The following is a 26999-nucleotide window of genomic DNA, read 5'->3' on the forward strand; positions in this document are numbered from 1 at the left end:
TGCGATCACCAAATGTATGTGAAACATTGAAAATTTCACGATACAGCATAATTGGCCTCCTTATATATTCAGTAGGTTAATGGATGAAGGGAGTGTAGCGGGGGAAAAGGGGTTTGGCTAGCGGGTATTCGATGGTGCGGTCTGTTGCCCTCACCCTGACCCTCTCCCACAGGGAGAGGGAACAGTTGTAGTGAATCAAATCGAGGTACGGCGATAGCTGCGGTATTCAGGCTTCCAGAAGTTGTCGTCAATGGCCTGCTGCAGCGCGTCGGCAGAGGTTTTCACCGCCACGCCCTGCTGCTGCGCCATTTTACCTACCGCGAACGCGATAGCGCGCGACACCTTGTGAATGTCTTTCAGCTCCGGCAGCACCAGCCCTTCACCGTTGTTGACCAGCGGAGAGTAGCCCGCGAGGGTTTCGCTCGCCGACATCAGCATCTCATCGGTAATGCGGGACGCGCCGGAGGCGATAACGCCCAGACCAATGCCCGGGAAGATATAGGAGTTGTTGCACTGGGCAATCGGATAGGTTTTATCCTTCCACACCACCGGGTCGAACGGGCTGCCGGTCGCGACCAGCGCGTTACCTTCGGTCCAGGCGATGATGTCCTGTGGCGTCGCTTCCACGCGGGAGGTCGGGTTGGAAAGCGGCATCACGATAGGGCGTTCGCAGTGTTTGTGCATCTCGCGAATAATCTCTTCGGTGAAGAGACCTGTTTGCCCGGAAACGCCGATCAGAATATCCGGCTTCACGTTGCGCACCACGTCCAGCAGGGAAAGGACTTCGTTGTCGGTATCCCAGTTTTTCAGGTTCTCGCGCTTCTGCACCAGCTTGTTCTGGAACGGCAGCAGGTTCGGCATAGCGTCGGTCAGCAGGCCGAAACGGTCAACCATAAAGACGCGGGAGCGGGCCAGCTCTTCGCTTAAGCCTTCGCGCTGCGTCTGGGCGATGATCTGCTCGGCGATACCACAGCCCGCAGAGCCTGCGCCCAGGAAGACGATTTTCTGGTAGCTAAGCTGGCTGCCGGCTGCGCGGCTGGCAGCGATAAGCGTACCCACGGTCACGGCTGCGGTGCCCTGGATGTCGTCGTTAAAAGAGCAGATCTCATCGCGATAGCGGTTCAGCAGCGGCATCGCGTTTTTCTGCGCGAAGTCTTCAAATTGCAGCAGAACGTCCGGCCAGCGGTGCTTCACGGCCTGGATGAAGTCGTCGACAAACTGATAGTACTCGTCGTCGGTAATGCGCGGATGGCGCCAGCCCATATAGAGCGGATCGTTGAGCAACTGCTGGTTGTTGGTCCCGACGTCCAGCACCACCGGCAGGGTATACGCCGGGCTGATGCCGCCGCAGGCGGTGTAGAGAGAGAGTTTACCGATTGGGATCCCCATCCCGCCAATGCCCTGGTCGCCGAGGCCGAGAATACGTTCGCCGTCGGTCACCACAATCACTTTGATATTGTGGTTCGGCACGTTCTGCAGAATATCGTCCATGTTGTGGCGGTTCTGATAGGAGATGAAAACTCCGCGTGAACGACGGTAGATCTCTGAGAAACGCTCGCAGGCCGCACCCACCGTCGGGGTGTAGATCACCGGCATCATCTCTTCGAGATGGTTCTGCACCAGGCGATAGAAGAGGGTTTCATTGGTGTCCTGAATGTTGCGCAGGTAGATGTGCTTGTCGATTTCGGTTTTGAAACCCTGATACTGGATCCACGCGCGCTCCGCCTGTTCTTCTATGGTTTCAACCACTTCGGGCAGTAAACCCAGCAGGTTAAAGCTGCTGCGCTCTTCCATGCTGAAGGCGCTGCCTTTGTTGAGCAGGGGGAATTCGAGTAAAACCGGTCCGGCGTATGGGATGTATAAGGAACGATGTTTTTTCAGTTTGTTGTCCATGTCACTCACTCTTTTTATGAAGATCCGTCCCTGACACTGCTGTTTGTCATCTTTCTGGCCTGTGCGATGGGGTGCGGTCAGGCGGTATTATAAAGGAGCTAAATATTAATTACCGCAACACATAAACAAAAACACCATCGGGATTACCGATGGTGTTCTGGATCTCAGTCTGGAACTTACTTGCCGGCGTGGCGTTTTCTGCCGGTGGCGTGCGTGACCTGCGTTTCGTGGTCGCCTTCAATCACCACTTTACGCTGATTTGAAAGCTTGTAGTTCAGTCCCAGAATATGGCGTGCCTGACGGTTCGATTTCATGTTAACTCCTCAATCCTGTTGATAGTTTTAAGGACCAGTTTGCTTACGCAAACGAAATGTAACCCCTTAGGTTGCAGATCCAGCTTAGCAGGTTTTTACAAGGGTGCGTTCTGCCCGCTGACGACGTAGTTAATAGTCTGCTGGTAGATGTCACTGAGGATGTCATTATCCGTGGATTCCACCCATTTGGTCAGTTCCATCAAAATGTCATCTTCAGTCACAGCACCGTGCTCGGCGTGAAGACCCTGCGCAATCGCGTTAACGAGTTCAGGTTGTGCTGCTGCGGTATTAGCCGGGTAATAAGTAAACATGCTGCCTCCGTGTCGTTGTCTGTTTAATGGTACGGCTCGCAAAAAATTTAATTCATAAACAGAATGGCAAATATTTCCCCGGTTGTGGTTCAGATTCATCTTAGAAATAAAAATGACATAAGTGCATGCTTTTATGCGCTTTTAAAAGGTGTGGATATATCGAAGGGTAACAGCGTGGATATTTTGGCGGTGCTCCTGCTATTGCGGAAATATAGCAGGAGCAGATTTTAAATTACCACTTCATTTCGCCGGTATTCACCCTGGCGCTTAATTCCAGCGAGCTTTCGTCAGCCAGGTTCGGATACTGTTTTTTCAGGGTGCTGATGACGCCTGCGGAATCTTTATGCGCGGATAAGGCCTTTTCAAAGCGCTGCAGATAGTCGCGGGTAAAATCAATCGCGCCAGTGCCCGCTGGTGGGTTGCCCAGATAGTGGCCTGGGATCACGCGTTCAGGCCTGTGCGCGGCCATATTCTCCAGCGTTTCCTGCCACTGCTTGCGGCTTGCCGCCGTCTGGGTGTCTGCCGTCCAGACGTGAATACCCCAGGCTACCCCGGTGCCGCCGAGGATTGTTTTTGCTGACGGGATCCACACGTAGGCCGCGTAGCTGTCTGGCTGTTCGATATCGACCTTTTCACCGTCAATCATGAACGTGGTGGAGGCAATCACCTGCGGGACGACCAGCTCCGTTGGCGCGCCGTCCTTCATCTGCGGGCCCCAGAAGGCGAGCTTGGCGTCTTTGGTGGCTTTAATATGGTCAACCACATGCTGCGTGGCCACCACTTTGGCATTCGGGAAGGCTTTGACCAGCGGCTGCAGGCCAAAATAGAAATCCGGATCGCCGGAGGTGATCACAATCTTATTCAGGGTCTTACCGCTGCGGCGAATTTTTTCTACCAGCGCTTCCCCATCTTTCACGCTGAACTGCGCGTCAAACAGCACCGCTTCTTTCGGGCCGGAAACCAGCGTGGAGGAGACCGGGAAAATGCCTTTTTCCTGCGGGTTCCAGGTATCAATGGTTAACGGCGCGGCAAAAACAGCCGGTGTGAAGAGGGTGGAAAGCAGGGCAAGGTGAGTAAATTTCATGCTGTTGTCTCTGTTGTTCAGGAATGCCTCTATTGTACGGATATTTGCATTTGCCAGAATTCCTGAAACAGGACATGCTTAGTTTCATAAATCGAGCAAATGGAGCTTATATGGATCGCGTTATCGCCGCTCAGGTCTATAACCGGATATGCGAGCTGGGAAGCTTGAGCGCGGCGGCCCGCGCGCTGGGCATTTCCAGACCGATGGTGAGCCGCTACCTTGAGCAAATGGAGAAGTGGGCGGGAACGCGGCTGGTAAACCGATCCACGCGCAAGCTGACGCTGACCGCGGCAGGGGAGAAGGTGCTGCAAAAAACGCGGACGCTCTCGCAGATCTCGCAGGAAATCGAAGGCCAGTCGGAGAAAGATCTCCCGTCCGGCACCCTGCGGGTCGCCTGCGCGCACTTTACCGCCATGCACCTGATTGCGCCGGTCCTGCCTGAGCTGCTCTTGCGTTACCCGCAGCTGCGCATCGAGCTGGACGTGAATAACCACCCGGTCAGCCTGGTGGGAGAGCGCATTGATGTCGCCGTGCGCATTACCGATAACCCCGAACCCGGCATGATTGCCCGCCGGGTGGGGGAGTGTCGGTCGGTGCTCTGCGCCTCGCCGGACTATCTTGCACAGCACGGTACCCCCATGAGCCTTGAAGAATTAGCGCAGCACAACTGCCTGCACTACAGCTTTTTCGCCGGGCAGTCCTGGCACTTTCTGACGCCGGAAGGGGAAAGCCTGAGCGTGGCCGTCAGCGGCAACCTGAGCGCCAGCATCTCTTCGCTGTTGATGGACGCGGCGATTAAGCACTGCGGTATCGCCATGCTGCCGGAGCGCGAAGCGCGTGCCGCGCTGGAACAGGGATTACTGGTGCCGATACTGGAGGCGCTGGAGCCGAAACCGCTTGCCATCCATGGTATTTATCAGTCCCGGGAATACCAGCCTGCCGCGCTGCGCGTGTTCCTTGACGAACTGTCGCGCTACCTGGCATAAGAAGGGATTACTTCGCCTTTAGCCAGGGAGACGTCGTGCTCCAGAAAATAATATCGGCACCGAGATAACTTTCGCCGAAGCGGACAAATTCCGCTTTGGTAAACGGTTTGCCGGTCTGAGGATTCTTATAGGTCAGGGTCGGTTCCTGAACCGCCATGGCGATGAGCGGCAGCGTCTGTTTATTTTTATGGAAGAAGGGATAGGCATTCTTCATGTGTGCCTTGCGGTTGGGAACAATGTCCGGCCCACCCAGGCCTATATTGTTGGCGCTGGCATACGCAAACAGTCGCCGCATGTAGTTGTGGTCATTATCCCATTCGCACGGCCAGAAGTTCACGTACTGCACCACGTGTGATTTCTGAAAAGCCTTTCGCGCAAAGTCCAGGTTTTCCATTTCACCTGCGAAATAGCTGTCGCAGGTAAATCCGGCGGGCGGATTTTTTTCGTCGATATCAATGGCGGTTTCGGGCAGGTTTACCCCTTACACCTTGCCATCAAAGCGTTTCGCGAGGGCGGCCAGCAACGCCTGGTAGCGCTGGCGCACGGCAGGATCCCACTGACGCGCCACCCATCCTGACCCGACCGGCTTGCCTTCGCCGGGGTTATCGAACTGCGGCGCAATCCCGCCACCGTACTGCGTGTCATGCATCAGATAGTCCGGAACGTAGCGGGCGTCCGACTCAAAGAAACGATCCTGGATTTGAATAAAGAGTTTTTTTCCGGCGGCATTTACACGCGCCAGATCCTGTTCAATCCGCGAGAAGTCATAGTTGTCCTTCTCGGGTTCCAGCAGGCGCCAGTTGTAAACGATCTGCACGCCGCCGATATCGCTTCGCGCAACGAGCGGAAACGCCGCGTCGAGATCGCCCGAGCTGGTATAGATAAAGTTCTCCGGCGTTTTCGCCAGTGAAGAGAGCGACAGAGCCAGCGTGGTGACGGCAACGGCCATCCTGATTTTTAGCGCCATATCATTATCCTTTTTGTCGGTACAGCAGGTGAAAGTCCCGGAATTGTCTGTGTTCCAGGGTGGGGCAGATGCGTAGTCTATACTTAACCCTTTGTAAGCCAAAAGGAGAGCAAGAATGACTATTCATAAGCACGGTTCGGCACACTGGTCTGGCGACATTAAGCGCGGAAAAGGTACGGTTTCCACCGAGAGCGGCGTTCTCAATCAACAGCCTTATGGTTTCAATACCCGCTTTGAAGGCGAAAAGGGGACTAACCCCGAAGAGCTGATTGGCGCGGCACATGCGGCCTGCTTCTCAATGGCGCTGTCGCTGATGCTCGGCGAAGCGGGTTATACCGCCGATTCCATTGATACCACGGCGGACGTCTCTCTGGATAAAACCGACGGCGGCTTTGCCATCACTAAGGTTGCCCTGAAAAGCAAGGTGACCGTTCCAGGCATCGCCCCGCAGCAGTTCGACGGCATTATTCAGAAAGCAAAAGCGGGCTGTCCGGTCTCGCAGCTCCTGAAAGCTGAGATTACGCTGGACTATAAGCTCAATTAAGCCGCAGCCGGGTTTGCGCCCGGCTATCCCTTCAGCGCGGCGGGGAATACCTCCGCCAGCCAGGCGATAAACACCTTCAGCCTGTGCGTCAAATGCCGGTTCTGCGGGTATACCACATGAAACGGATACGCGGCAGGGCGCCAGCCGCCCAGAATCGCCGTCAGCGTTCCCGCCTGCAAATACGACTTTGCCGAATACTCAAAGGTTTGAACGATACCCAGCCCCGCCGCGGCAGCAGCCAGATGGGCATTACTTTCATTGACGCCGAGATAGTGCGGAATGTTGATTTCCAGCGCCTCGCCGTTCTGCCGGAAGCGAAACGGAAATGCCCTCCCGGTGACGGGCGAAAGGTAGCTGATCAGCTTATGCCCGTTGCATAGCTCCTGCGGATAGGCCGGGACGCCGTGATTTTTCAGGTAACACGGCGTCGCGCAGGTGACCATTTCAGCGTTACCGAGATGACGGGCGATGAGGGTTGAGTCGTCCAGCGGACCGCCGCGGATCACGCAGTCTACGTTACCGCTGATGAGATCGACCGGCCGATCGGCCACGCCAAGGTCGATGCGGATATCCGGGTAGCGCCGCATAAAGTCCGGAAGCAGGGGGATGAGCACGTCCCGGGCGGTGGAGCCGCCCACGTCAACCCGCAAATGCCCTTTTGGCGTCGCGCGGGAAACGCGAAACGAGGTGTCGATATCTTCGATATCAATCAAGACCCTGAGCGCTTTTTCGTAGTATTCCATCCCTTCAGGCGTCGCGACCACCCGGCGAGTGGTGCGGTGCAGAAGGCGTATCTCCAGGTGCGCCTCAAGCGATTTGACCAGCTTGCTCAGCGTGGCAATCGGCATATTCAGCGAGTCCGCCGCGCGGGTAAAGCTGCCGGACTCCACCACCCGCGTAAAGGCGCGCATCGCCATGAGCTGGTCCATGATGACCTCTGATTATTTCTGTGGGTGAATAGTCATTTTCATTTTTGCCCGTTTTTCACAAATGCCGCAAGGGCTAAAGTTTGTCCAACGCAAACACAACAAAAGGTAAATGACATGAACACGACTCTCGCAGGAAAAATCGCACTGGTCACCGGCGGCAGCACCGGTATTGGTCTTGCCACGGCGCAAGAGCTGGCGGCGCAGGGCGCGAAGGTGTACATCACCGGGCGTCGCCAGGCCGAGCTGGACGCGGCGGTAGCAGAGATTGCTTCTGACGCAGTGGGCATTCGCGCTGACGTCTCAAAGCTTGCCGATCTGGATGAGGTTTATGCCCGTATAGCAAAAGAAGAAGGCCGTCTTGATATCCTGTTCGCCAATGCCGGTGGCGGCGATATGCTGCCGCTGGGCGCGATCACCGAAGAGCAGTTTGACCGGATTTTCGGCACTAACGTTCGCGGGGTGCTGTTTACGGTGCAGAAGGCGCTGCCGCTGCTCTCCGCCGGATCGTCGATTATTCTGACCGGCTCGACGGTGTCCATTAAAGGGACGGCCAACTTCAGCGTCTACAGCGCCAGCAAGGCCGCCGTGCGCAACTTTGCCCGCTCCTGGGCGCTGGATTTGCAGGGCAGCGGGATCCGCGTCAACGTGGTGAGCCCGGGCCCGATCAAAACGCCAGGTCTCGGCGATCTGGTGCCGGAAGAACACCGTCAGGGGCTGTACGACGCGCTGGCCGCCCAGGTACCGCTGGGGCGTTTAGGCGCGCCGGGCGAGGTGGGTAAAGCGGTGGCGTTTCTGGCCTCCGACGCGGCCAGCTTTATTAACGCCATCGAGCTGTTTGTGGACGGCGGAATGGCGCAAATCTAATCCAGACTGCGCCAGCAGCGGACGTTACGGCCCTCGCGTGAGGGCTGTAGCGGCTGGGGACGTTCACACCCCTGCGTTGCCATCGGACAACGGTCGCGGAAAAAACAGCCTTCGGGCAGATGACGATTGCCGGGAAGCTCCGTTTTGCGTAACGCCAGATTTTCATCCAGCGGTTCACCGGTGCGGGGAACCGAGTCGAGCAGCAGACGGGTATAGGGATGGCGCGGCTCGCCAAGCACCTGCCCGGCGCTGCCCAGCTCCACAATCTGCCCAAGGTACATCACCGCCACGCGGTCGCTCATGTGTCTGACCACCGAGACGTTATGCGAGATTAACACGTAGGTCAGATTACGCTGCTGTTGCAGGTTCACCAGCAGGTTGAGGATTTGCGCCTGCACGGAGATATCCAGCGCGCTGGTGGGTTCATCAAGCACGATAATATCGGGATCGGATGAGAGCGCCCGGGCGATGGCGATGCGCTGGCGCTGCCCGCCGGAGAAGGCGTGCGGAAGCCTGTCGAGGTATTCCGGGCGAATGCCCACCTGCAGCGCCAGATCCTCCGCCAGCTGACGGCGCTCGCGCTCGCTGCTGCGTTTTTGCACCCACACCGGCTCGGTGATGATGCGCCAGACCGGCAATCGCGGGTCGAGAGACGAGAGCGGATCCTGAAACACCATCTGCATACCGCCCGCGTGGTGCGCCCGCTGGCACGCACCGGTGCTGGGTTTAAGCATGCCCATCAGCAGCTGTGCCAGCGTGCTTTTCCCGCAGCCGGATTCCCCGACAATGCCCAGCGTTTCCCCCCGACGGATCTGAAGATCGAGCCCGTTGAGGGCATGGACCTGTTCCGTCACGCGGCCCAGCCAGTTTTTGCGCGCCGCAAAGTTCACGTGCACGCTATCCAGTTCCAGCAGTACGTCAGTCATGGTGTTTCTCCCGTTGCGGATACCAGCAGGCGGCCTGTTGGCCTTCTGCGCCAGTGGGCGCTAAGCGCGGCGTTTCGCTGCATTTCGCCCCGGCTGCAAAGCAGCGCTCGCGAAACGCGCATCCCTGCGGAAGCTGGCTGAGGTTGGGCACCGTCCCGGGGATGGCGGGAAGCGGGGCACGCGGCTGGCCGTGTTCCGGCGCGCACCGCAGCAGGCCAATGGAATAAGGGTGTACAGGGCGGTGGATCAGCGTTTGCGTGGCACCGCTCTCGATCACGCTGCCCGCATACATCACGTACATTCTGTCGCAGAGCTGGGACACCACGGCCATATCGTGGCTGATAAACAGCACCGAGGTCCCGCTGGCCCGCGCCTTGTGCTTCAGCAGGCGCAGCACCTGCAGCTGGACGGTAACGTCCAGCGCGGTGGTCGGCTCGTCGGCGATAATCAGCTCCGGCTCGCAGGAGAAGGCAAGGGCGATCATCACCCGCTGGCGCATGCCGCCGGAGAGTTCAAACGGATAACGCTCCATGACCTGCTTCGCGTCCGGGATTTGCATCTCTTCCAACAGGGTAATCGCCTTCTGCTGCGCCTCGCGCCGCGAAAGCGGCTGATGCTGGCGGATCACCTCCACCATCTGTTTGCCAATCCGCCGCGTCGGGTTGAGGGCGGTCATCGGCTCCTGAAAAATCATCGCCACTCGAGCACCGCGCCACTGGCGAAGCTGCTTCTCGGACGCCGTCAGGACGTTTTCGCCGAGTAACTTCACCTGTCCGTGATGAATGCGGTAGCTCCCTTCCGGCAACAGCCGCATGGCGAGCATGGCGGTCACGGATTTACCCGAACCCGACTCGCCCACCACGCCGACGATTTCGCCCCTGCCGATCTCCAGCGAGACGTGGTTCAGCGCGTGGACCTCACCGCGAAAAATCGGGAAGCTCAGGTGCAGGTCCTCAATACGTAATACCGGTTCGGTCATCACTGTTTTCCTCCCGATTTCGGATCCAGCAGATCGCGGATACCGTCGCCAAACAGGTTAAAGCCTACGGCGGTAATCAAAATCGCCGCACCGGGAAAGGCGCAGTACCACCACTGGTCCAGGACGTAGTTACGGCCTACGGCCACCATCGCGCCCCATTCGGCGGTCGGCTGCTGCGCGCCCAGGCCGATAAATCCCAGCGTGGCGGCCATCAGAATGGCGCTGCCAATGTCCAGCGAAGCCTGCACAATCAGCGGCGGAAGGGCGTTGCGCAGGATATGCCAGCGGATCAAATGCCAGCGGGACGCGCCAAACGTGCGGGCGGCCTGAACGTAGGTAAACTGGCGCACCACCAGGGTTTGCCCGCGCGCCAGGCGGACGTAAAACGGGATGCGGACAATCGCAATCGCCAGCATGGCGTTGAACAGGCTCGGCCCGAGCGCGGCGGCCAGCGCCATGGTCAGTACCAGGGAGGGAATGGAGAGCATGATATCCATCACCCGCATGATGATGGCGTCGCCGCGCCCGCCCAGTACGCCGGAAAAACAGCCCAGCAGCGAGCCGATGCCGCCCGCAATCGCCACCACCGCCAGCCCGGCGGTAATCGACTGCTGGCTGCCCGTCAGCACGCGGCTAAACAGGTCGCGTCCCACCTCATCGGTACCAAACCAGTGTTGTGCAGACGGCGCCTGCAGGCGTGCAGTCAGATCCAGCGCGTTAGGGTCATGCGGCACAATCCACGGCGAAGCCACCATCAGAAAGAGCATCGCCATCATAATGACGCCGCCGACGATAGTGAGCGGGCTTTGGCGCAGCATCCAGAACAGCTTTGCCCAGTTGATGCGTTGTCCGGCGGTTTTAACCGGGACGGGCGTTTCCTGCGTTAACATCATTCGGCACCTCCGCGCCCGATTCGCGGGTCAATCCACAGGTAAAGCAGATCGACCACCAGATTAACCAGCACGTAGGCCAGCGAAACGACGACCGCAAAGCCCATCACGGCAGGGAAATCGAGCGCCTGAATGGACGTCACCACCCAGGCGCCCATGCCCGGCCAGGCAAAGACGGTTTCGGTCAGTACGGCGCCGTAAAGCAGATCGCCCAGCGCCAGCCCGAGCACGGTAATGGACGGGATCATCGCATTCGGCAGGGCGTAGCGCAGGACGATGTACCAGCCGGGCAGTCCGCTGGCGCGCGCGGTGCGGATGTAGTCCTCGCTGAGCTGCTCCAGCATCGCCGAACGAACCTGGCGCGCCACGATCCCCAGGTGAACAAACGCCAGCGTCAGCGAGGGTAAAATCAGGTGCTGAAGCGCGTTAAAAAAGACCTCACCGTTGCCCTCCAGCAGCGCGTCCAGCAGATAAAACCCGGTGACGTGCGTCGGCGGATCGAGCCAGTCGTCCAGCCTGCCGCCGCCCGGGAGGATCTGCAGGTGCCCGTAGAACAGCACGATGACGCCCAGCCCGAGCCAGAAGGCCGGCGTGGAGATCCCGGTCATCGCCATTAAACGCACCAGGTGATCCAGCCAGCGGTTGCGGTACACCGCCGACAAAATCCCAAGCGGCACGCCGATGACCAGCGCCAGCAGCAGAGAACAAAAGGCCAGCTCCAGCGTGGCGGGGAAAAAGGCCTTCAGGTCTTCCGCGACCGGGCGACCGGTACGGATGGACGTGCCTAAATCGCCGTGGGCCAGAGCGTCCACGTAGCGGCCAAACTGAACATACAGGGGCTGGTCCAGCCCCAGCTGCTGGCGGATGTTCTGCACGATCTCGTCGCTGGCGCGGTCGCCGGCCAGCAGACGGGCCGGATCGCCGGGGATCAGGTGTGAAATAATAAAGGTGATAATACAGACACCGGCCACCACCAGGATTAACCCCCAGCAGCGCTGGCGCACTATGCTCCAGAACGTCATACGCTTTCCCCCGGCGAGAACCGTTATTTGCTCATGGTGGCGATGTTGAACACCTGCTCGAGCATCGGATTAAAGGTGAAGCCTTTGACCTCTTTGTTCATCGCCAGCTGGTAGTTTTTCTGGAACAAATAAACGTAGGCCGCCTCGTCGATAACCACCTTTTGCGCCTGCTGATAATCTTTGGTGCGTTCCGCCTGGTCGGTGGTTTTCAGCGCCGCCTGCAGCAGCGAATCGACCTCTTTGTTCTCATAGAACGAACGGTTGCCCGGCAGCCCTTTTTTGTCCGATTCAAACCAGTAGTTCATGAACATGTACGGGTCGGCAAAGTCCGGGCTCCAGTTGCCGATGGCAATGTCGTAATCGCCTTTTCCGACGCGGTCGCGCATGGTGGCATTAGCCAGTTTTTCCAGCTTGACGCTAATGCCGATCTTGCCGAGGCTGGCCTGAGTGGAGAGGGCGATAGGCTCCCAGTTCGGATCGTTGTCCGAGTAGAGGAAGGTCAGGCTGGCGGGTTTGTCTTTGACCTTCTCCAGCGCCGCTTTGGCTTTGGCCTCATCGAAGCTGTACTGCATTGCCGTGGCGTCAAAGCCCCACATGCCTTCCGGGATCGGGCCGCGCATCTGCTTGCCGTTGCCGCTCAGGATGCCTTTCACCATGCCCTGGTAATCCGTCGCCCAGGAGATGGCCCGACGTAAATCCACCTGATTGAGCGGCGCTTTGCTGTTGTTGAGATAGAGGTAAGTCACGCGCAGGGACGGGTATTCCGCGACGGCGACTTTGCCTTCCTGCTTCAGGGCTGCGAGCTGATCGACCGGCAGGGAGTCGGCAATGTCCAGATCGCCGCGGGAAAGCTGCAGTCGGCGCGAGGCGCTCTCACCGATAATTTTCACCGATACGCGCTTAAAGTGCGGCTTTTCACCCTGCCAGTGAGGGTTAGGGACCAGAATCAGCTGCTGGCCTTTCTGCCAGCTTTTCAGCATAAACGGCCCGGAACCAGCGGTGTTTTGCGCCAGAAAACCGCGCGCATCGTCCGCCGCGTTGGCCTTCAGCACCGCCGGGTTAATAATGGACGCCCCGTCGTTTGCCAGCGTGTAGAGGAAAGGCGCGAAGGGCTGGCTGAGTGTGAACTTCACCGTATGGTCATCGACGGCATCAACTTTCAGGTCTTTCGGGAAAGCTTCAGACGGCCCCTGGCCGAGCTTCAGCAGGCGCTCAAAGGAGAGTTTTACCGCCTCGGCGGTGACCGGCGTGCCGTCGGAAAATTTCGCGTTATCCGCCAGGGTAAAGGTCCACTCTTTCTGGTCTTCAGACGCCTTCCAGCCTGTCGACAGATCGCCTTCCACCTCGGTAGAGCCCGGCTTGTACTTGACCAGACGCTGGTAGGACGGATAGGTGACGGTCCAGTCGTTGTTATCAATGGTGATGGCAGGATCGAGCGTTTGCGGGTCGGCGGCTTTACCGATCGCCAGCATGTCTTTCGGGACGGCAGCCAGCGCCAGCGGTGCGCTCAGGGCCAGCGTGGCGGCGATCAGAGTCGAGACAAGCGATGTTTTCATGGCAGTGCTCCAGGTTTAAAGAGAAGTGTGCGTCAGGGGAAAACAGGCAAAACGGTCGTCAAGCAGCGGGTAGCTGGCGGCGTTCGGCAGTTCGAAGTGCCACCATTCGCTGCTGATACCCACAAAACCACCGCCAAACATGATGGCGTTCAACAGCAGACGGTTGCGCTGGGCGTGCGGCGGCACGGAGGGGTGATACGGATGCGAGCGGTCGTGCATTTCGTCAAAACCGGCACCCATATCCAGCACGGCGTTATGTTCATCCATCAGGGTGACGTCGATGGCCGTACCGCGGCTGTGATTGGAGCCAATCGCCACGTCGACCACGTATTCCGGGTTCGGGCAGGCATCCCACAGCTGAGCCTGCGCCTGCTGCGGCCGATAGGCGTCGTACACCACCAGCTTCAGCCCGGCCAGTGAGGCAATGCTGATGGCCTTTGCCAGCGCGGTGGCCGCGTCGGTATGCAGCAGGCACAGCGCCTCCTGATAGATCGGGCGGCCGGTAATGTTGTCGGCGGTGGCGTACTTCAGATCGATATGCAGCGTGGGAAACGTCTTCGCCACATCAATCAGTTCACTCTCTTCGGGCATATCTCCGCTCCTTTAGCGTTCGAATTGACCAAACTCTTGTTGTAATTGTCGGTTTATCGCCAGCCGCGCCGGGAGCGCATCACCCAGCGCTTCCACCACGCCCGACAGCAGCAGGTTGAACAGACAGCTCACGGGAGCAAGTGAATCCCAGAAATGACCGGTATCGGTTTTCACCTGCAGTAAATCCATCGGGTAATCCCGCGCCCACGGGCACCAGATATCGGTGATTAAAGCCAGCGGAATGCCTTTCTCGCTGGCGACGCGGCAGTACTGGCGGGCCATCGAGGAGTAGGTGCGCGTATCGGTCAGCACAACGTACGGGTGCGAAAACCCCGAGTTCAGCGATTCCACCCAGCTGCCGGAAGCGCCCTCCGAATAGCTCACGCGCGGGCGGAGGTACTCGAGGTGGCTGAAGAAGGCGTTGGCAATCCCGCGCGTGGACTGGATCCCCAGCACAAACACCGCATCGGCGTAGGTGAGGTTATGCACCACCTGACGGAAGGCGTCCGTTTGCGCCAGCTGGTACACCTGCGTGATGGCATCCACTTCCAGCGACAGGGCGTGCTGAAGGCGGCTGGAAAGGGGGCGCTGCTGCTGCCAGGAGTCCAGCCGCTCGTTCATGCCCCAGGGCTGATACGGATCGCGCAGGCTCTTTTTGGCATCTTCCAGGTTGCGGTACCCCAGCTTGCGCAGGAAGCGTCCGACGGTAATTCCACTGGTCCCGCTCGCCTGACCGATGCTCTCTGCCGTTTCAAACGGGATTTGCGCCGCGTGCGCCAGCAGCCAGCTTCCGACCCGCTTTTCGCTGGGCGTAAGCTGGCTGAACGTCGCTTCGATACGGCTCAACATCTCAGGTTTCGTCGTCATACCGCCTCGCTGTTAACAGGCTGTCAATGGCCGAATTTTTGTTACCTGGTTAACAATGCATGACGCGTGCCATGATTACAGGGCGGGTGAAACCCCCAGTGCAGTAAACTTCATGCAATATTTGCTTAACCAATGATCAACATTTGTGCAGCGTAGTTCACTTTTGGTGCACTGTCTGACGCGGCAGGTATGAATTTGGTGAATACGTCAGCCTGTTCACATTTTTGATAAGATAGATGTACTGTGAATATAAAAGGGATCCCGGCATGGCAAATTTGCCCTGGCGAGTCAGCGTGCGCCTGATGGCGCTTGCAAAGAAAATAGGGATTGTCGTGGGGATCGTCCTGGTCGTCCTGCTGGCGGTTCGGGTCTATCTCTCGCAGCAGGGACCGGAACTGCACCTCTGGCACACCTGGCGGGCCGATGAGATGTCCGTCCGCGAGATGGATAACGCCGATTTTGCCGGGTATCTCGCCCGGGAAAAGGCGATTTTCGCCGATCTTGATCGCACGGTGACGGCGAAAACAGTGGGCGAGGAACGTACGCCGTTAAACCGCTATTATCGCCAGAGCCTGGTGTGGCCGGGACGGTTTACGCCCGATGCCAACCGCTCGTTTGTATTGATGCCTGCCGGAAAGCCGCGCGGCGCGGTGGTGCTGCTGCACGGTCTGACGGACTCGCCTTACAGCGTCATGCGCCTTGCGGTGAACTATCAGCAGCACGGCTTTGTGGCCGTGGTGCCGCGCCTGCCCGGGCACGGCACCGCGCCCGGCGCGCTGACGGACGTCGACTGGGAAATGTGGCTCGCGGCGACGCGCCTTGCCGTGCGGGAAGCCACGCGTCTGGCGGGAGAGGCTGTACCTCTGCATCTGGTGGGCTACTCCAACGGCGGGGCGCTGGCGATGAAATATGCTCTTGATGCGCTGGACGCGCCTGCGCTGCGTAAACCGCAGCAGGTGATCCTGCTCTCACCGATGATTGGCGTGACGGCCTTTGCGCGCTTTGCCGGCTTCGCCGGGCTACCGGCGCTGCTGCCGGCGTTTGCCAAAGCGGCGTGGCTGAATATCTCTCCGGAATATAATCCGTACAAATATAACTCGTTCCCGGTGAACGCCGCCCGCCAGTCGTGGCTGCTGACGAAGGCCCTGCAGGAGCAGATTGGCCGCGCGGCGCGGGAACAAAGGCTGGCAAATTTGCCGCCGATCCTGGCGTTTCAGTCGGTCATGGACTCCACGGTCAGCACCCGCGCGGTGGTGACCGGCCTGTTTGACCAGCTTCCGGCAAACGGCAGCGAGCTGGTGGTGTTTGATATCAACCAGGCGGCGAGCTTCCGTCCGCTTTTCAAACCGTCGTCGTGGACGGCAACCTCGGCGCTGCTGCCGGTTGCGCAGAGGCGTTACGGTGTCACGATTGTTACCAATGCGGACGCACACAGTTTCTCGACGGTGGCGAAAATCACCCCGGCAGGCAGCACCCGGGAGACTGTCGTGCCGCTTGCGCAGGCCTGGCCGCAGGATGTCTATTCGCTGTCGCATGTTGCGGTTCCGTTCCCGCCGGATGACGATCTCTATGGCCGTGAGCCAGGGGTGAAAAACCGCTACGGCATCAGTCTGGGGACAATTGCGCTCTGGGGCGAAACGTCCGTGTTGAGCGTCGGAAAAGAGGCGCTGATGCGGGTCACGTCGAACCCGTTCTACGACTACATGCAGGAGAGGATTGATAGCCGGATCGGGGACGGGGAAAAGTAACGTTCCTCTGTGGTGTGAATATGTTAGGTCGCATTGATTAAGTATGTTAAATAATAGCTTCAAGGCACCTCTCTTTCTCATCGGAACCCATTTTTGTGCTGACGACCCTGATTTACCGAAGCCAGTTCAATTTATCCCGCCCCTCCACCGAGCTGCGGGAACTGGTGGAGCGCGCCAGAGGCCGTAACGCAAATCTGAATATTACCGGTGTACTCCTTGCTAAAGGGAGTGACGTTCTGCAAATCCTGGAAGGGTCGGAAGAGAGCGTGGTTAAGCTGTTCCATAAAATCCGCGAAGATAAGCGGCACAGTGGAGTGGTGGAACTGATGCGGGACTATGGCCCGCGCAGACGCTTTGAAAACGTCGGTATGCTGCTGTTCGATCTGCAGACGCAGTCGCCGAAAGAGGTGCTGCAGTCGATCCTGCATTACAGCAAGCTGGATAGCTATCTGACTTCCGACGATCGGGTGTTCAAGTTTATTCAGACCTTTATTATGGGCAAACGTCCGGCCGTGTCGGGCGCACGCTACGTCCCTGAAAAATGGACGCTGTCACCCGAGGCGTTGCCCTTTGGCGAACGTCTGGGGCTGATGGCCAACCAAACCTGTCAGTTTGCGCTCCAGCCCATCGTTGAGCCCTCGGAGGGGAAGATCAGTTCGCTTGAAGCCCTTATTCGCGGCAACGAAGGCGGCAGCCCGGAGCATTTCTTCAGCGCCCTCGACCCGGACAAAATCTACGAAGTCGATCTCCAGACGAAAGCGTATGCCTTTGCTCTCGCGGAAAAGTTGGGCATTGGCAGCCATAAAATTGCGGTCAATCTGCTGCCCATGTCGCTGGTGAATGTCCCCAACGCAGTGGAATTTCTGGTCGATCAGATTAAGCAACATAGTCTTCAGCCGGAGCAGGTGGTCGTTGAAGTCACTGAAAACGAGATGATATCCGGGTTCAACCAGTTCAATAGCGCCATTAAACAGCTTCGCGGTGAGGGGGTAGGTCTGGCGATTGATGATTTTGGTTCCGGCTATGCCGGTCTTTCGCTGCTGACCCGGTTCCAGCCGGACAAAATTAAGATCGACCGGGAGATAGTTAGCGATATCCACCTCAGCGGCCCGAAGCAGGCGATTGTGCGCTCCATCGTCAGCTGTTGCGCCGATCTTGAAATTACCCTGGTGGCCGAAGGGATCGAGAAGATAGAGGAGTGGTGCTGGCTCGAGTCTGCCGGTATCCGCCGTTTCCAGGGCTTTCTGTTTGCCCGCCCGCAGATTAATGGCGTCGGTGATATTCACTGGCCGCATCTGGTGCGTTAGCCAATTTTCCTCCCGCGTTATTTCCCCTTCGTCCTGCCTGTGCTTAAATAGCTAAAACGGTTTAACATAGTTTAGCTAAGAGGATTACATGAAGAAAATTTGGGTTCTTGGCGATGCGGTGGTGGATCTGCTCCCCGATGGAGAAGGCAGATTGCTGCAGTGTCCCGGCGGCGCACCGGCAAACGTCGCGGTGGGCATTGCCCGGCTGGGCGGCCAGAGCGCCTTTATCGGCAGAGTTGGCAACGATCCTTTCGGACGTTTTATGTCTAAGACATTAGCCAACGAGCGGGTCGACGTGAAGTGGATGCGCCTTGATCCGGCGCACCGCACCTCAACGGTGGTGGTCGATCTCGACGAGCACGGCGAACGCTCGTTTACCTTTATGGTGCGTCCGAGCGCCGATTTGTTTCTGGAAACCGCCGATCTGCCGACGTTCAGCGCCGGGGAGTGGCTGCACGTTTGTTCCATAGCGTTAAGCGCCGAGCCGAGCCGTTCGGCGACATTTCAGGCGATGGCTGCCATTCGCGAGGCGGGCGGTTGCGTCAGTTTCGATCCCAATATTCGCCCGGATCTCTGGCCGGATGAAAACGAACTGCGCCGCTGCCTGGAACAGGCCCTGCAGAGCGCCGACGTGGTGAAACTCTCCGTCGAAGAGCTGGCGTTTTTAACCGGAGATGCAGAGGTAAACGTCGGTCTGCACGCGCTGATGGCGCGCTGCCCGGCGCGTCTGGTGCTGGTCACCCAGGGAAAAGAGGGGGTGATTGCCTGGCATGACGGCGCCGTGAAGCACTATCCGGCAACGCCCGTCGAGTGTGTCGATACCACCGGCGCGGGCGATGCCTTCGTCGCCGGACTGCTCTTCGGCCTGGCCGCCGGGCAGGACCTGACGCCGGTCATCGCCTTAGCCCAGCGCTGCGGCGCATTAGCCACCACGGCCAAGGGGGCGATGACCGCATTGCCCTGGCAGCACGAACTGTAATTCCGTCCTTCACTGGCCGCCTTCCGGCGGCCTGAATTGTCGCCTCGATCACACTTACTAAAACGGTTTAGCAAAAAAGATTGCCGATCCAAAATTCAGAGGTTTAGTATCAGCAACCTAAACCGGTTTAGCAATTTAGCACGTTTAATGACTTCTTTTAGGGATGCGACAAAATGTATAAAAAACGCAGACTTGCCGTGATGATAGGCATGCTGGCCGGAAGTACCTCTGTTTTTGCCCAAACGGATATGACAAGTATCGAAGCGCGTCTTGCCGCCATGGAGCAGCGCCTCCAGGCTGCGGAAACGCGCGCGCAGGTGGCTGAGAAACGCGCCGCCGATGCAGAACAAAAAACCCAGCAGCTGGTTGCCGCGCAGCAGCAGACGCAAACGACAGCCCAGGCGGTGGCGCAGCGCACCACCGCGCTGGAGAAGAAGGCGGATCAAAGCAGCGGGTTTGAGTTCCACGGCTACGCCCGCTCTGGCCTGCTGATGAACGATGCAGCTTCCAGCAGCAAAAGCGGCCCGTATCTGACCCCGGCCGGTGAAACCGGCGGTGCGGTAGGGCGTCTGGGTAATGAAGCAGACACCTACGTTGAGCTGAACCTGGAGCACAAGCAAACTCTGGATAACGGGGCCACCACGCGCTTTAAGGCGATGCTGGCCGACGGTCAGAGAACCTATAACGACTGGTCAGCCGATACCAGCGATCTCAATATTCGTCAGGCCTTCGCGGAACTCGGCAATCTGCCTGATTTTACCGGCGCGCTGAAGGGCAGCACCTTCTGGGCGGGTAAACGCTTCGACCGCGATAACTTTGACATTCACTGGCTGGATTCCGACGTGGTGTTCCTGGCCGGTACCGGCGGCGGCGTCTATGACGTGAAATGGAACGATTCGCTGCGCAGCAACTTCTCCATCTACGGCCGCAACTTCGGCAGCGTGGAGCAGACTGACAATAACGTTCAGAACTATATCCTCAGCATGAACCACTTCGCCGGACCGCTCCAGCTGATGGTGAGCGGCCTGCGGGCGAAGGATAACGACGACCGTAAAGACACCAACGGCGATCTCATCAAAACCGATGCCGCCAATACCGGCGTTCATGCGCTGGTCGGGTTGCATAACGAGAGCTTCTACGGCCTGCGGGAAGGGACCGCCAAAACGGCGCTGCTGTATGGTCACGGGCTGGGTGCGGAGGTGAAAAGCATCGGCTCCGACGGCGCGCTGCTGTCTGAGGCGGATACCTGGCGCTTCGCAAGTTACGGTGTCACGCCAATCGGCGGTGGCTGGAGCGTTGCGCCCGCCGTCCTGGCGCAGAGCAGTAAAGATCGCTACGTGAAGGGCGACAGCTACGAGTGGGTGACGCTCAACACCCGCCTGATTAAAGAGGTGACGCAGAACTTCGCCCTGGCGTTTGAGGGAAGCTATCAGTACATGGATTTAAATCCGGAAGGCTATAAGGACCGCAACGCCGTCAACGGCAGTTTCTACAAGCTGACCTTTGCGCCGACGTTAAAAGCGAGCAAAATTGGCGATTTCTTCAGCCGTCCGGAGCTGCGTCTGTTTGCCACCTGGATGGACTGGAGCAGCAAACTGGATCATTACGCCAGCGATGATGCCTTTGGCAGCAGCGGCTTTAACGCCGGCGGGGAATGGAACTTTGGGGTCCAGATGGAAACCTGGTTTTAACCCATCACGCTCCCGCCAGTCGGGAGCGTTTCGCACATCATAAAAAGAAGTCAGGCAGAGGTATCTATGGATTTTAATCAAATCGCCCGCGAGCTTATTCCGCTGCTCGGTGGCAAGGAAAATATCGCCAGCGCGGCGCACTGCGCAACGCGTCTTCGTCTGGTGCTGGTTGATGACGCGCTTGCCGATCAGCAGGCTATCGGCAAGGTCGACGGCGTAAAAGGCTGTTTTCGTAACGCCGGACAGATGCAGGTGATTTTTGGTACGGGCGTGGTCAACAAGGTATACGCCGCGTTTATTCAGGCGGCGGGGATCGGCGAATCCAGTAAATCTGAGGCCGCGGATCTGGCGGCGCGCAAGCTTAACCCGTTCCAGCGCATTGCCCGTCTGCTCTCGAATATCTTTGTCCCGATCATTCCCGCGATTGTGGCATCCGGCCTGCTGATGGGTCTGCTCGGCATGGTGAAAACCTACGGCTGGGTTAATGCGGATAACGCCATCTACATCATGCTGGATATGTGTAGCTCCGCGGCGTTTATCATTCTGCCTATTCTGATTGGTTTTACCGCTGCGCGTGAATTTGGCGGTAACCCGTATCTCGGCGCGACGCTGGGCGGCATCCTGACCCACCCGGCGCTGACCAACGCCTGGGGCGTGGCCTCCGGCTTCCACACCATGAACTTCTTCGGCCTTGAGATTGCGATGATTGGCTATCAGGGCACGGTATTCCCGGTGCTGCTGGCCGTCTGGTTCATGAGCATCGTGGAGAAAAACCTGCGCCGCGTGATTCCGGATGCCTTAGACCTGATCCTGACGCCGTTCCTCACCGTCGTTATCTCCGGCTTTATCGCCTTGCTGATTATCGGCCCGGCGGGACGCGCTCTGGGCGACGGCATCTCCTTTATCCTGAGTACGTTAATTGAACACGCGGGCTGGCTGGCCGGGCTGCTGTTCGGTGGGCTTTACTCGGTGATTGTGATCACCGGTATTCACCACAGCTTCCACGCGATTGAAGCCGGGCTGCTGGGTAACCCGTCGATTGGCGTTAACTTCCTGCTGCCGATCTGGGCCATGGCGAACGTGGCGCAGGGCGGCGCCTGTCTGGCGGTGTGGTTCAAAACCAAAGATGCCAAAATCAAAGCCATTACCTTACCGTCCGCGTTCTCTGCGATGCTGGGCATCACCGAAGCGGCCATTTTTGGTATCAACCTGCGCTTTGTTAAGCCGTTTATCGCCGCGCTGATCGGCGGCGCGGTGGGTGGAGCCTGGGTGGTCTCCGTGCATGTGTACATGACCGCCGTGGGGCTGACCGCCATTCCGGGGATGGCCATCGTGCAGGCCAGCTCGCTGCTCAACTATATTATCGGTATGGTGATTGCCTTCGGCGTGGCGTTTACCGTCTCGCTGCTGCTGAAATATAAAACGGACTCTGAATAATGACGTTACCTTCCCGCTGGCCTGCGATTCTGCAGGCCGTTATGAAAGGTCAGCCGCGGGCGCTGGCGGATAGCCACTATCCGCAGTGGCACCCCGCGCCGGTGACGGGGCTGATGAACGATCCCAACGGGTTTATCTGGTTTGCCGGCCGCTACCACCTGTTCTATCAGTGGAACCCGCTGGGCTGCGAGCATCGGTTTAAATGCTGGGGGCACTGGAGCTCTGCGGACCTGATGCACTGGCAGCACGAGCCGCTGGCGCTGATGCCGGATGAAGAGTATGACCGCAACGGCTGCTACTCCGGTAGCGCCGTGGAAAACCACGGCGTACTGACCCTGTGCTACACCGGCAACGTTAAGTTTGATGACGGCAGCCGCACGGCCTGGCAGTGCCTCGCCGTGGAACAGCTGGACGGGACCTTTACGAAGCTGGGGCCGGTGCTGGCGCTGCCGGAAGGCTACACCGGCCACGTGCGCGACCCGAAGGTGTGGCAGCACGACGGGGAGTGGTACATGGTGCTGGGCGCGCAGGATGTGCAAAAGCGCGGCAAGGTGCTGCTGTTTAAATCAGCCGATTTGCACGCCTGGGCGCCCTGCGGAGAAATCGCCGGTCACGGGGTTAACGGCCTGACGGATGCGGGGTATATGTGGGAGTGTCCGGACCTGTTCGCGCTCGATGGAACGCACGTCCTGATAAGCTGTCCGCAGGGGCTGGCGCGCGAGCCGCATCGATATCTCAACACCTATCCGGCTACCTGGATGAGCGGGGCGTTTGACTATGCCAGCGCCGCGTTCGATCACGGCGAGCTGCACGAGCTGGACGCGGGCTTTGAGTTTTACGCTCCGCAAACGACGCTGGCGGAAGACGGTCGACGCATTCTAATCGGCTGGATGGGCGTACCGGACGGGGAAGAGATGCTTCAGCCAACCCGGGCGCACGGCTGGATGCACCAGATGACCTGCCCGCGCGAATTACGCTATCGCGACGGCAGGCTCTGGCAGACACCGGCGCGCGAGCTGGCGGCGCTGCGTGAAGATGAGCAGCGCTGGGAGGGGCGCGCCAGCGAGGCGCCTGACCTGGACGCGACGCGCCTGGAGTTTGAGCTGAGCGCATCGCAGGTAAATGTCGATTTTGGCGGCGCGCTGCGTCTCACGGTCGATGAGCAGGGTATACGTCTTGAACGCGCGAGCCTGAAAACCGGTGAAACGCTGACCCGCTACTGGCAGGGCGACGTCAGCCATTTGCGCGTTCTCTGCGACAGCTCCAGCGTTGAAATCTTCATCAATCACGGTGAAGGAGTAATGAGCAGCCGCTATTTTCCTGACCATCCGGCCCGGGTGCGATTCGAAGGTGCGTCCGATATCACATTACGCTACTGGTCGCTGCGCGCCTGCATGATAGAATGAGGGTTTTGGCAGCCGGATCTAAGTCGTTGTGAGAAAAACAAAACGCGTCACCATTAAAGACATCGCGGAGCTGGCGGGTGTGTCAAAAGCCACCGCCAGCCTGGTCCTCAACGGGCGCAGCAAAGAGCTTCGCGTGGCGGAGGAGACGCGCGAGCGCGTGCTGGCGATTGCAAAAGAGCACCACTATCAGCCCAGCATTCACGCCCGGTCGCTGCGCGATAACCGCAGCCATACCGTTGGTCTGGTGGTCCCGGAGATCACCAACTACGGTTTTGCCGTGTTTTCTCACGAGCTGGAAACGCTGTGCCGCGAGGCGGGGGTTCAGCTGCTGATCTCCTGCAGCGATGAAAACCCGGGGCAGGAGACGGTGGTGGTGAACAACATGGTGGCGCGTCAGGTTGACGGACTGATTGTGGCCTCCAGCATGCTTAACGATGCGGACTACCACAAGCTGAGCGAGCAGCTGCCCGTTGTCCTGTTTGACCGCCACATCAACGACAGCGCGCTGCCGCTGGTGATCACCGACTCCATTACCCCGACGGCGGAACTGGTGGCCGACATTGCGCGTCAGCATCCTGAAGAGTTCTACTTCCTCGGCGGACAGCCCCGCTTATCCCCCACGCGCGACCGTCTGGAAGGGTTCAAACAAGGTCTGCGTAATGCCGGTGTGGAACTTCGCCCCGAGTGGATCATTCACGGCAACTATCACCCGAGCTCCGGTTACGAGATGTTTGCTGAACTCTGCGCCCGCCTGGGGCGTCCGCCGAAAGCGCTGTTCGCCGCCGCCTGCGGGCTGCTGGAAGGGGTGCTGCGCTATATGGGCCAGCACAACCTGCTGCAAAGTGATATCAGGTTAGCCAGTTTTGACGATCACTATCTCTACGATTCGCTGACGATCCCGGTGGATACCATTCGCCAGGATAACCGCCAGCTGGCGTGGCACTGCTTTGATCTGATTAGCAAATTGATCGAAGGGGAGACGCCGCAGCCGTTGCAGCGCAAGCTCAATGCCACCCTGCAGCGACGCTATAAGCCAGCGAAATAGCCCGGTTCGATACTTCAATAACTTTAATTAATTTAAGTTTTGGAATGGCCGATAACCATAAGGAATAATTCTCCTTGAGGTATTGGTTTATGTCGTTGAAAAAGTCGTCCCTGATTGTCCTGTTCTCACTGCTTTTCTTCTTTGTTGTCAGCATTGTGACCAGCGTTGGCCTCATCATTAAAAGTAATAATTCGCTGGATAACGTCAACAAAGAGATCCAGGTTGTGCTGTCCATAATTGACCCCATCAACCATAGCCGTACGCTGCGCGTGCGGGTGATGGAGTATGTGAAGATGGTGGAAGCGGGCAACCCGGCAGACGGAGCTGCAAAGCTAACCGCCGTGAAGGAGGCGCTGACCAAAGCAGACCACGCCTTTGCGGCCTTTATGGCTTCGCCGCGTCTGACGGATGAAGCGTCGCTGGTGACTGCCTATCAGGACGCCTGGCAAAACTACCGCAACCAGGGGCTGGCGCCGCTGATCGATGCCGCCGAGGCGCACGATGTGGCCAAATTTAACGCGCTGATCCCGGAAGTCTCCCGTCTTGACCGCCAGTACGAAATCGTTCTAGACCAGGTCCTTTCCGTCCACCAGAAATACGCCAAAAGCCTGAACGAGGATGCGAGCAGCAATTTCGTCTCTGGCCTGGCGATTATTGCCGCTATTGCCTGCCTGTTTGTAGTGGTGATTGTTGCCGTCAGCCTGCTGATGAAGCGCTTTGTCTTTGCGCCGGTAAACCTGGCGCGCGAGCACTGCAGCCAGATTGCGGCGGGCAAGCTGGACGTGCCGGTGCCGGTCAAGGGACGTTCCAGTAACGAAATCGATCATCTCATGAGCTCAATGGAGCAGATGCGTCAGGCGCTGCTGGCGACCATCGCCCAGGTGCGCGATGCGAGCCATACCGTGACGCACGCGGCCCAGGAGATTGCCTCCGGGAATATCGACCTGGCTTCACGTACCGAACAGCAGGCCTCCGCGTTAACCCAGACGGCGGCCAGCATGGAGGAGCTGAGCGCGACGGTGGCGAACAATACCGACAACGTGTATCAGGCCGGAAAACTGGTGCAGGACGCGGTGAAAAATGCCCACACCGGTGAAGCGGTGACCCGCGAAGTCATCGACACGATGAATACCATCGCGGCGAACTCGAAGCGCATCGAAGACATTACCAGCGTGATCAACAGCATCGCCTTCCAGACCAACATCCTGGCGCTGAACGCGGCGGTTGAGGCGGCGCGCGCCGGCACGCAGGGCCGAGGCTTTGCGGTCGTGGCCAGCGAAGTGCGCACCCTGGCGCAGAAAAGCGCGGTGGCGGCCAAGGATATCGAGAGCCTGATCGCGCAGTCGGTTTCCAGCGTGAAAAACGGTGCGGAGCTGGTGAGCCGCTCGGGCGAGGTGATTGACTCGATTATTTCGTCGGTGAATAAAGTGAATACGCTGATGGAGCAGATCTCCGTCGCCTCCGAAGAGCAGAGCCGCGGGATTAGCCAGGTCGGGCAGGCGGTGACCGAAATGGATGGCGTGACCCAGCAGAACGCCGCGCTGGTGCAGCAGTCCGCTGCGGCAGCGGCATCGCTGGAAGAGCAGGCGCAGCAGCTTTCGCGGAGTATTTCGAGTTTTAATTTGCCGGTGCAGGCTTGATTTGAAGCGAGGCCCCTGAGAGGGCCTCGTCGTTTACGACTTCCACCACAATTCTATAATTCTGACAGTTTGCGGCGGTGATTTTTTACATTTGTAATGACTAACATGCTTTTTTTGATTTGCTATGGAGCGAGGTAGCTATTCTCACATGTAGTGAACATTTTTAGTGTTCGGTAGGTCTTTTTATTAATCTATTTTCTCCGGGATAAGTTTGTATATCGCTATGTCTGAAATTACATTCGAAACAAACAACACAAAACAAGACATTTGTAAAATATATGGAGCTAAAATGGATAGACTTACAGTAGCAATACCTTTTACAGGGGCATTCTCGAAAGCCACCTTCTATAAAAATGGTCGAAGGTGGTCTTTTACTTTTCTCTATGAGGTCTGATTTTGTATTGATAACTTATAATTTACGACATGAGTGCTGGCACGATTGAATCGGTATAATGAAAAACCCCACAGAACGCTAGTGATGCAATAAATGTAAGATATAAGTTTTAGCGTGTTTTTTCTGCTATTTACAGACTGGATTTCTTTTTCAAGCCACCATATATACGACAATCTATCATCAAGTAACTTCGTGCATGCTATAGAGAACACTGAGTCCTTAGCGATTGACTTCGGGATACTCATGCAATCCTCTTTACTATGAACGGTGGCGTTATCAATGGATCTGTCAAGTGATGTTATGATCAGCTTTTCTTTAGAAAGGTAATAACTAAATTCCTTATATTCGATTTTGACGAATCCATCTACAATCTTGGTTTGCTCAATCCATGCATAATTCCCCATGCAAAATATAACAAACCCCATTAAAGAGGATAAGATTAATTTCTTTTTCGACATTTTTATGGTGATGTCTCCCCATGAACTAGTAAATAAAAACCATGATGGCTTTAACACCCCCTCATTTAACCCTCTTTGTATTAGTCGCGCGTCATTTAGGTTAGTAGTGTTAATTCCATTGGTGATTTTGAATAGTTGGATATCAAACCATTTATCATCAAGTTCTTTCAT

24 protein-coding genes and 1 pseudogene are annotated in these 26999 nt (G+C 57.8%); 11 read left to right on the forward strand and 14 right to left on the reverse strand.

The features are described from left to right. Nucleotides 1-195 precede the first annotated feature (195 nt). The 4 genes from UTM25_RS06450 to UTM25_RS06465 form a co-directional block, all read right to left on the reverse strand. Complete coding sequence (locus UTM25_RS06450) at nt 196-1893, reverse strand: NAD-dependent malic enzyme (RefSeq protein ID WP_023311897.1); 1698 nt, start codon at nt 1891-1893, stop codon at nt 196-198. Between the two features lie 176 nt (nt 1894-2069). Beyond that, complete coding sequence (sra, locus tag UTM25_RS06455) at nt 2070-2207, reverse strand: stationary-phase-induced ribosome-associated protein (protein ID WP_008501714.1); 138 nt, start codon at nt 2205-2207, stop codon at nt 2070-2072. Nucleotides 2208-2302: 95 nt separating this feature from the next. Then, nucleotides 2303-2518 (reverse strand): biofilm-dependent modulation protein, encoded by a 216-nt coding sequence (gene bdm / locus UTM25_RS06460; protein ID WP_013096534.1) that lies wholly within the window; start codon nt 2516-2518, stop codon nt 2303-2305. A gap of 232 nt (nt 2519-2750) precedes the next feature. Continuing rightward, nucleotides 2751-3602, reverse strand: a complete 852-nt coding sequence (locus UTM25_RS06465) for a Vmh family MBL fold metallo-hydrolase (RefSeq protein ID WP_194399294.1) — start codon at nt 3600-3602, stop codon at nt 2751-2753. Between the two features lie 110 nt (nt 3603-3712). Here UTM25_RS06465 and UTM25_RS06470 point away from each other — a divergent pair, with 110 nt between their 5' ends. Next, nucleotides 3713-4588: a LysR family transcriptional regulator gene (locus tag UTM25_RS06470; RefSeq protein ID WP_194399293.1), complete on the forward strand. Its 876-nt coding sequence runs from the start codon at nt 3713-3715 to the stop codon at nt 4586-4588. Nucleotides 4589-4595: 7 nt separating this feature from the next. Here the strand turns inward: UTM25_RS06470 and UTM25_RS06475 are convergent. Next, nucleotides 4596-5555, reverse strand: a pseudogene (locus tag UTM25_RS06475) (hypothetical protein). 115 nt (nt 5556-5670) lie between these two features. Here UTM25_RS06475 and UTM25_RS06480 point away from each other — a divergent pair. Then, complete coding sequence (locus tag UTM25_RS06480) at nt 5671-6099, forward strand: OsmC family protein (protein WP_023311893.1); 429 nt, start codon at nt 5671-5673, stop codon at nt 6097-6099. A gap of 23 nt (nt 6100-6122) precedes the next feature. Here the strand turns inward: UTM25_RS06480 and UTM25_RS06485 are convergent, their stop codons facing one another. Beyond that, nucleotides 6123-7028: a LysR family transcriptional regulator gene (locus UTM25_RS06485; RefSeq protein WP_194399292.1), complete on the reverse strand. Its 906-nt coding sequence runs from the start codon at nt 7026-7028 to the stop codon at nt 6123-6125. A 114-nt stretch (nt 7029-7142) separates the two neighbouring features. Here UTM25_RS06485 and UTM25_RS06490 point away from each other — a divergent pair, with 114 nt between their 5' ends. Further along, the gene (locus UTM25_RS06490; RefSeq protein ID WP_194399291.1) at nt 7143-7892 is read left to right on the forward strand and encodes an SDR family NAD(P)-dependent oxidoreductase; all 750 of its coding nucleotides are present in this window, start codon (nt 7143-7145) and stop codon (nt 7890-7892) included. Here the strand turns inward: UTM25_RS06490 and UTM25_RS06495 are convergent. Genes UTM25_RS06495 through UTM25_RS06525 form a run of 7 tightly spaced genes read right to left on the reverse strand, consistent with a single transcriptional unit; the run spans nt 7889 to nt 14723 of the window. After that, a complete protein-coding gene (locus tag UTM25_RS06495; RefSeq protein ID WP_194399290.1) occupies nt 7889-8818 on the reverse strand; it encodes an ABC transporter ATP-binding protein in 930 nt (309 codons plus the stop codon). The two genes, UTM25_RS06490 and UTM25_RS06495, sit on opposite strands and share 4 nt — an antisense overlap. After that, nucleotides 8811-9797 (reverse strand): ABC transporter ATP-binding protein, encoded by a 987-nt coding sequence (locus tag UTM25_RS06500; protein WP_194399289.1) that lies wholly within the window; start codon nt 9795-9797, stop codon nt 8811-8813. Before UTM25_RS06500 ends, UTM25_RS06495 begins: the two co-directional genes overlap by 8 nt. Next, nucleotides 9797-10690 (reverse strand): D,D-dipeptide ABC transporter permease, encoded by an 894-nt coding sequence (ddpC, locus tag UTM25_RS06505; RefSeq protein ID WP_194399288.1) that lies wholly within the window; start codon nt 10688-10690, stop codon nt 9797-9799. Before ddpC ends, UTM25_RS06500 begins: the two co-directional genes overlap by 1 nt. Further along, a complete protein-coding gene (locus UTM25_RS06510; RefSeq protein ID WP_033145620.1) occupies nt 10687-11709 on the reverse strand; it encodes an ABC transporter permease in 1023 nt (340 codons plus the stop codon). Before UTM25_RS06510 ends, ddpC begins: the two co-directional genes overlap by 4 nt. Before the next feature lie 23 nt (nt 11710-11732). Continuing rightward, nucleotides 11733-13265 (reverse strand): ABC transporter substrate-binding protein, encoded by a 1533-nt coding sequence (locus tag UTM25_RS06515; protein ID WP_194399287.1) that lies wholly within the window; start codon nt 13263-13265, stop codon nt 11733-11735. 15 nt (nt 13266-13280) lie between these two features. Next, entirely contained in the window at nt 13281-13856 is a 576-nt protein-coding gene (gene ddpX / locus UTM25_RS06520) for a D-alanyl-D-alanine dipeptidase (protein ID WP_023311885.1), read from the reverse strand. A gap of 12 nt (nt 13857-13868) precedes the next feature. Then, nucleotides 13869-14723 (reverse strand): MurR/RpiR family transcriptional regulator, encoded by an 855-nt coding sequence (locus UTM25_RS06525; RefSeq protein WP_194399286.1) that lies wholly within the window; start codon nt 14721-14723, stop codon nt 13869-13871. A gap of 266 nt (nt 14724-14989) precedes the next feature. On the opposite strand from UTM25_RS06525, the gene UTM25_RS06530 reads away from it, so the two are divergent. The 8 genes from UTM25_RS06530 (at nt 14990) to UTM25_RS06565 (ending at nt 25976) form a co-directional block, all read left to right on the forward strand. Beyond that, complete coding sequence (locus UTM25_RS06530; RefSeq protein WP_194399285.1) at nt 14990-16471, forward strand: alpha/beta hydrolase; 1482 nt, start codon at nt 14990-14992, stop codon at nt 16469-16471. A gap of 95 nt (nt 16472-16566) precedes the next feature. After that, the gene (locus UTM25_RS06535) at nt 16567-17778 is read left to right on the forward strand and encodes an EAL domain-containing protein (protein WP_194399284.1); all 1212 of its coding nucleotides are present in this window, start codon (nt 16567-16569) and stop codon (nt 17776-17778) included. A gap of 88 nt (nt 17779-17866) precedes the next feature. Continuing rightward, nucleotides 17867-18757 (forward strand): aminoimidazole riboside kinase, encoded by an 891-nt coding sequence (locus UTM25_RS06540; protein WP_194399283.1) that lies wholly within the window; start codon nt 17867-17869, stop codon nt 18755-18757. A 173-nt stretch (nt 18758-18930) separates the two neighbouring features. Beyond that, nucleotides 18931-20448, forward strand: a complete 1518-nt coding sequence (locus UTM25_RS06545; protein WP_194399282.1) for a carbohydrate porin — start codon at nt 18931-18933, stop codon at nt 20446-20448. Between the two features lie 66 nt (nt 20449-20514). After that, nucleotides 20515-21885 (forward strand): sucrose-specific PTS transporter subunit IIBC, encoded by a 1371-nt coding sequence (locus UTM25_RS06550; protein WP_194399281.1) that lies wholly within the window; start codon nt 20515-20517, stop codon nt 21883-21885. Then, the gene (locus UTM25_RS06555) at nt 21885-23291 is read left to right on the forward strand and encodes a sucrose-6-phosphate hydrolase (RefSeq protein ID WP_194399280.1); all 1407 of its coding nucleotides are present in this window, start codon (nt 21885-21887) and stop codon (nt 23289-23291) included. Before UTM25_RS06550 ends, UTM25_RS06555 begins: the two co-directional genes overlap by 1 nt. A 28-nt stretch (nt 23292-23319) precedes the next feature. Then, a complete protein-coding gene (locus UTM25_RS06560) occupies nt 23320-24336 on the forward strand; it encodes a LacI family DNA-binding transcriptional regulator (RefSeq protein ID WP_194399279.1) in 1017 nt (338 codons plus the stop codon). Between the two features lie 89 nt (nt 24337-24425). Beyond that, a complete protein-coding gene (locus tag UTM25_RS06565; RefSeq protein WP_194399278.1) occupies nt 24426-25976 on the forward strand; it encodes a methyl-accepting chemotaxis protein in 1551 nt (516 codons plus the stop codon). A gap of 381 nt (nt 25977-26357) precedes the next feature. Here UTM25_RS06565 and UTM25_RS06570 read toward each other — a convergent pair whose 3' ends face one another. Beyond that, the gene (locus UTM25_RS06570; protein ID WP_194399277.1) at nt 26358-26999 is read right to left on the reverse strand and encodes a hypothetical protein; all 642 of its coding nucleotides are present in this window, start codon (nt 26997-26999) and stop codon (nt 26358-26360) included.

The sequence above is a fragment of the Enterobacter sp. 61D5 genome (assembly GCF_034107965.1).
In the GTDB taxonomy this organism is placed as follows: domain Bacteria; phylum Pseudomonadota; class Gammaproteobacteria; order Enterobacterales; family Enterobacteriaceae; genus Enterobacter; species Enterobacter cloacae_M.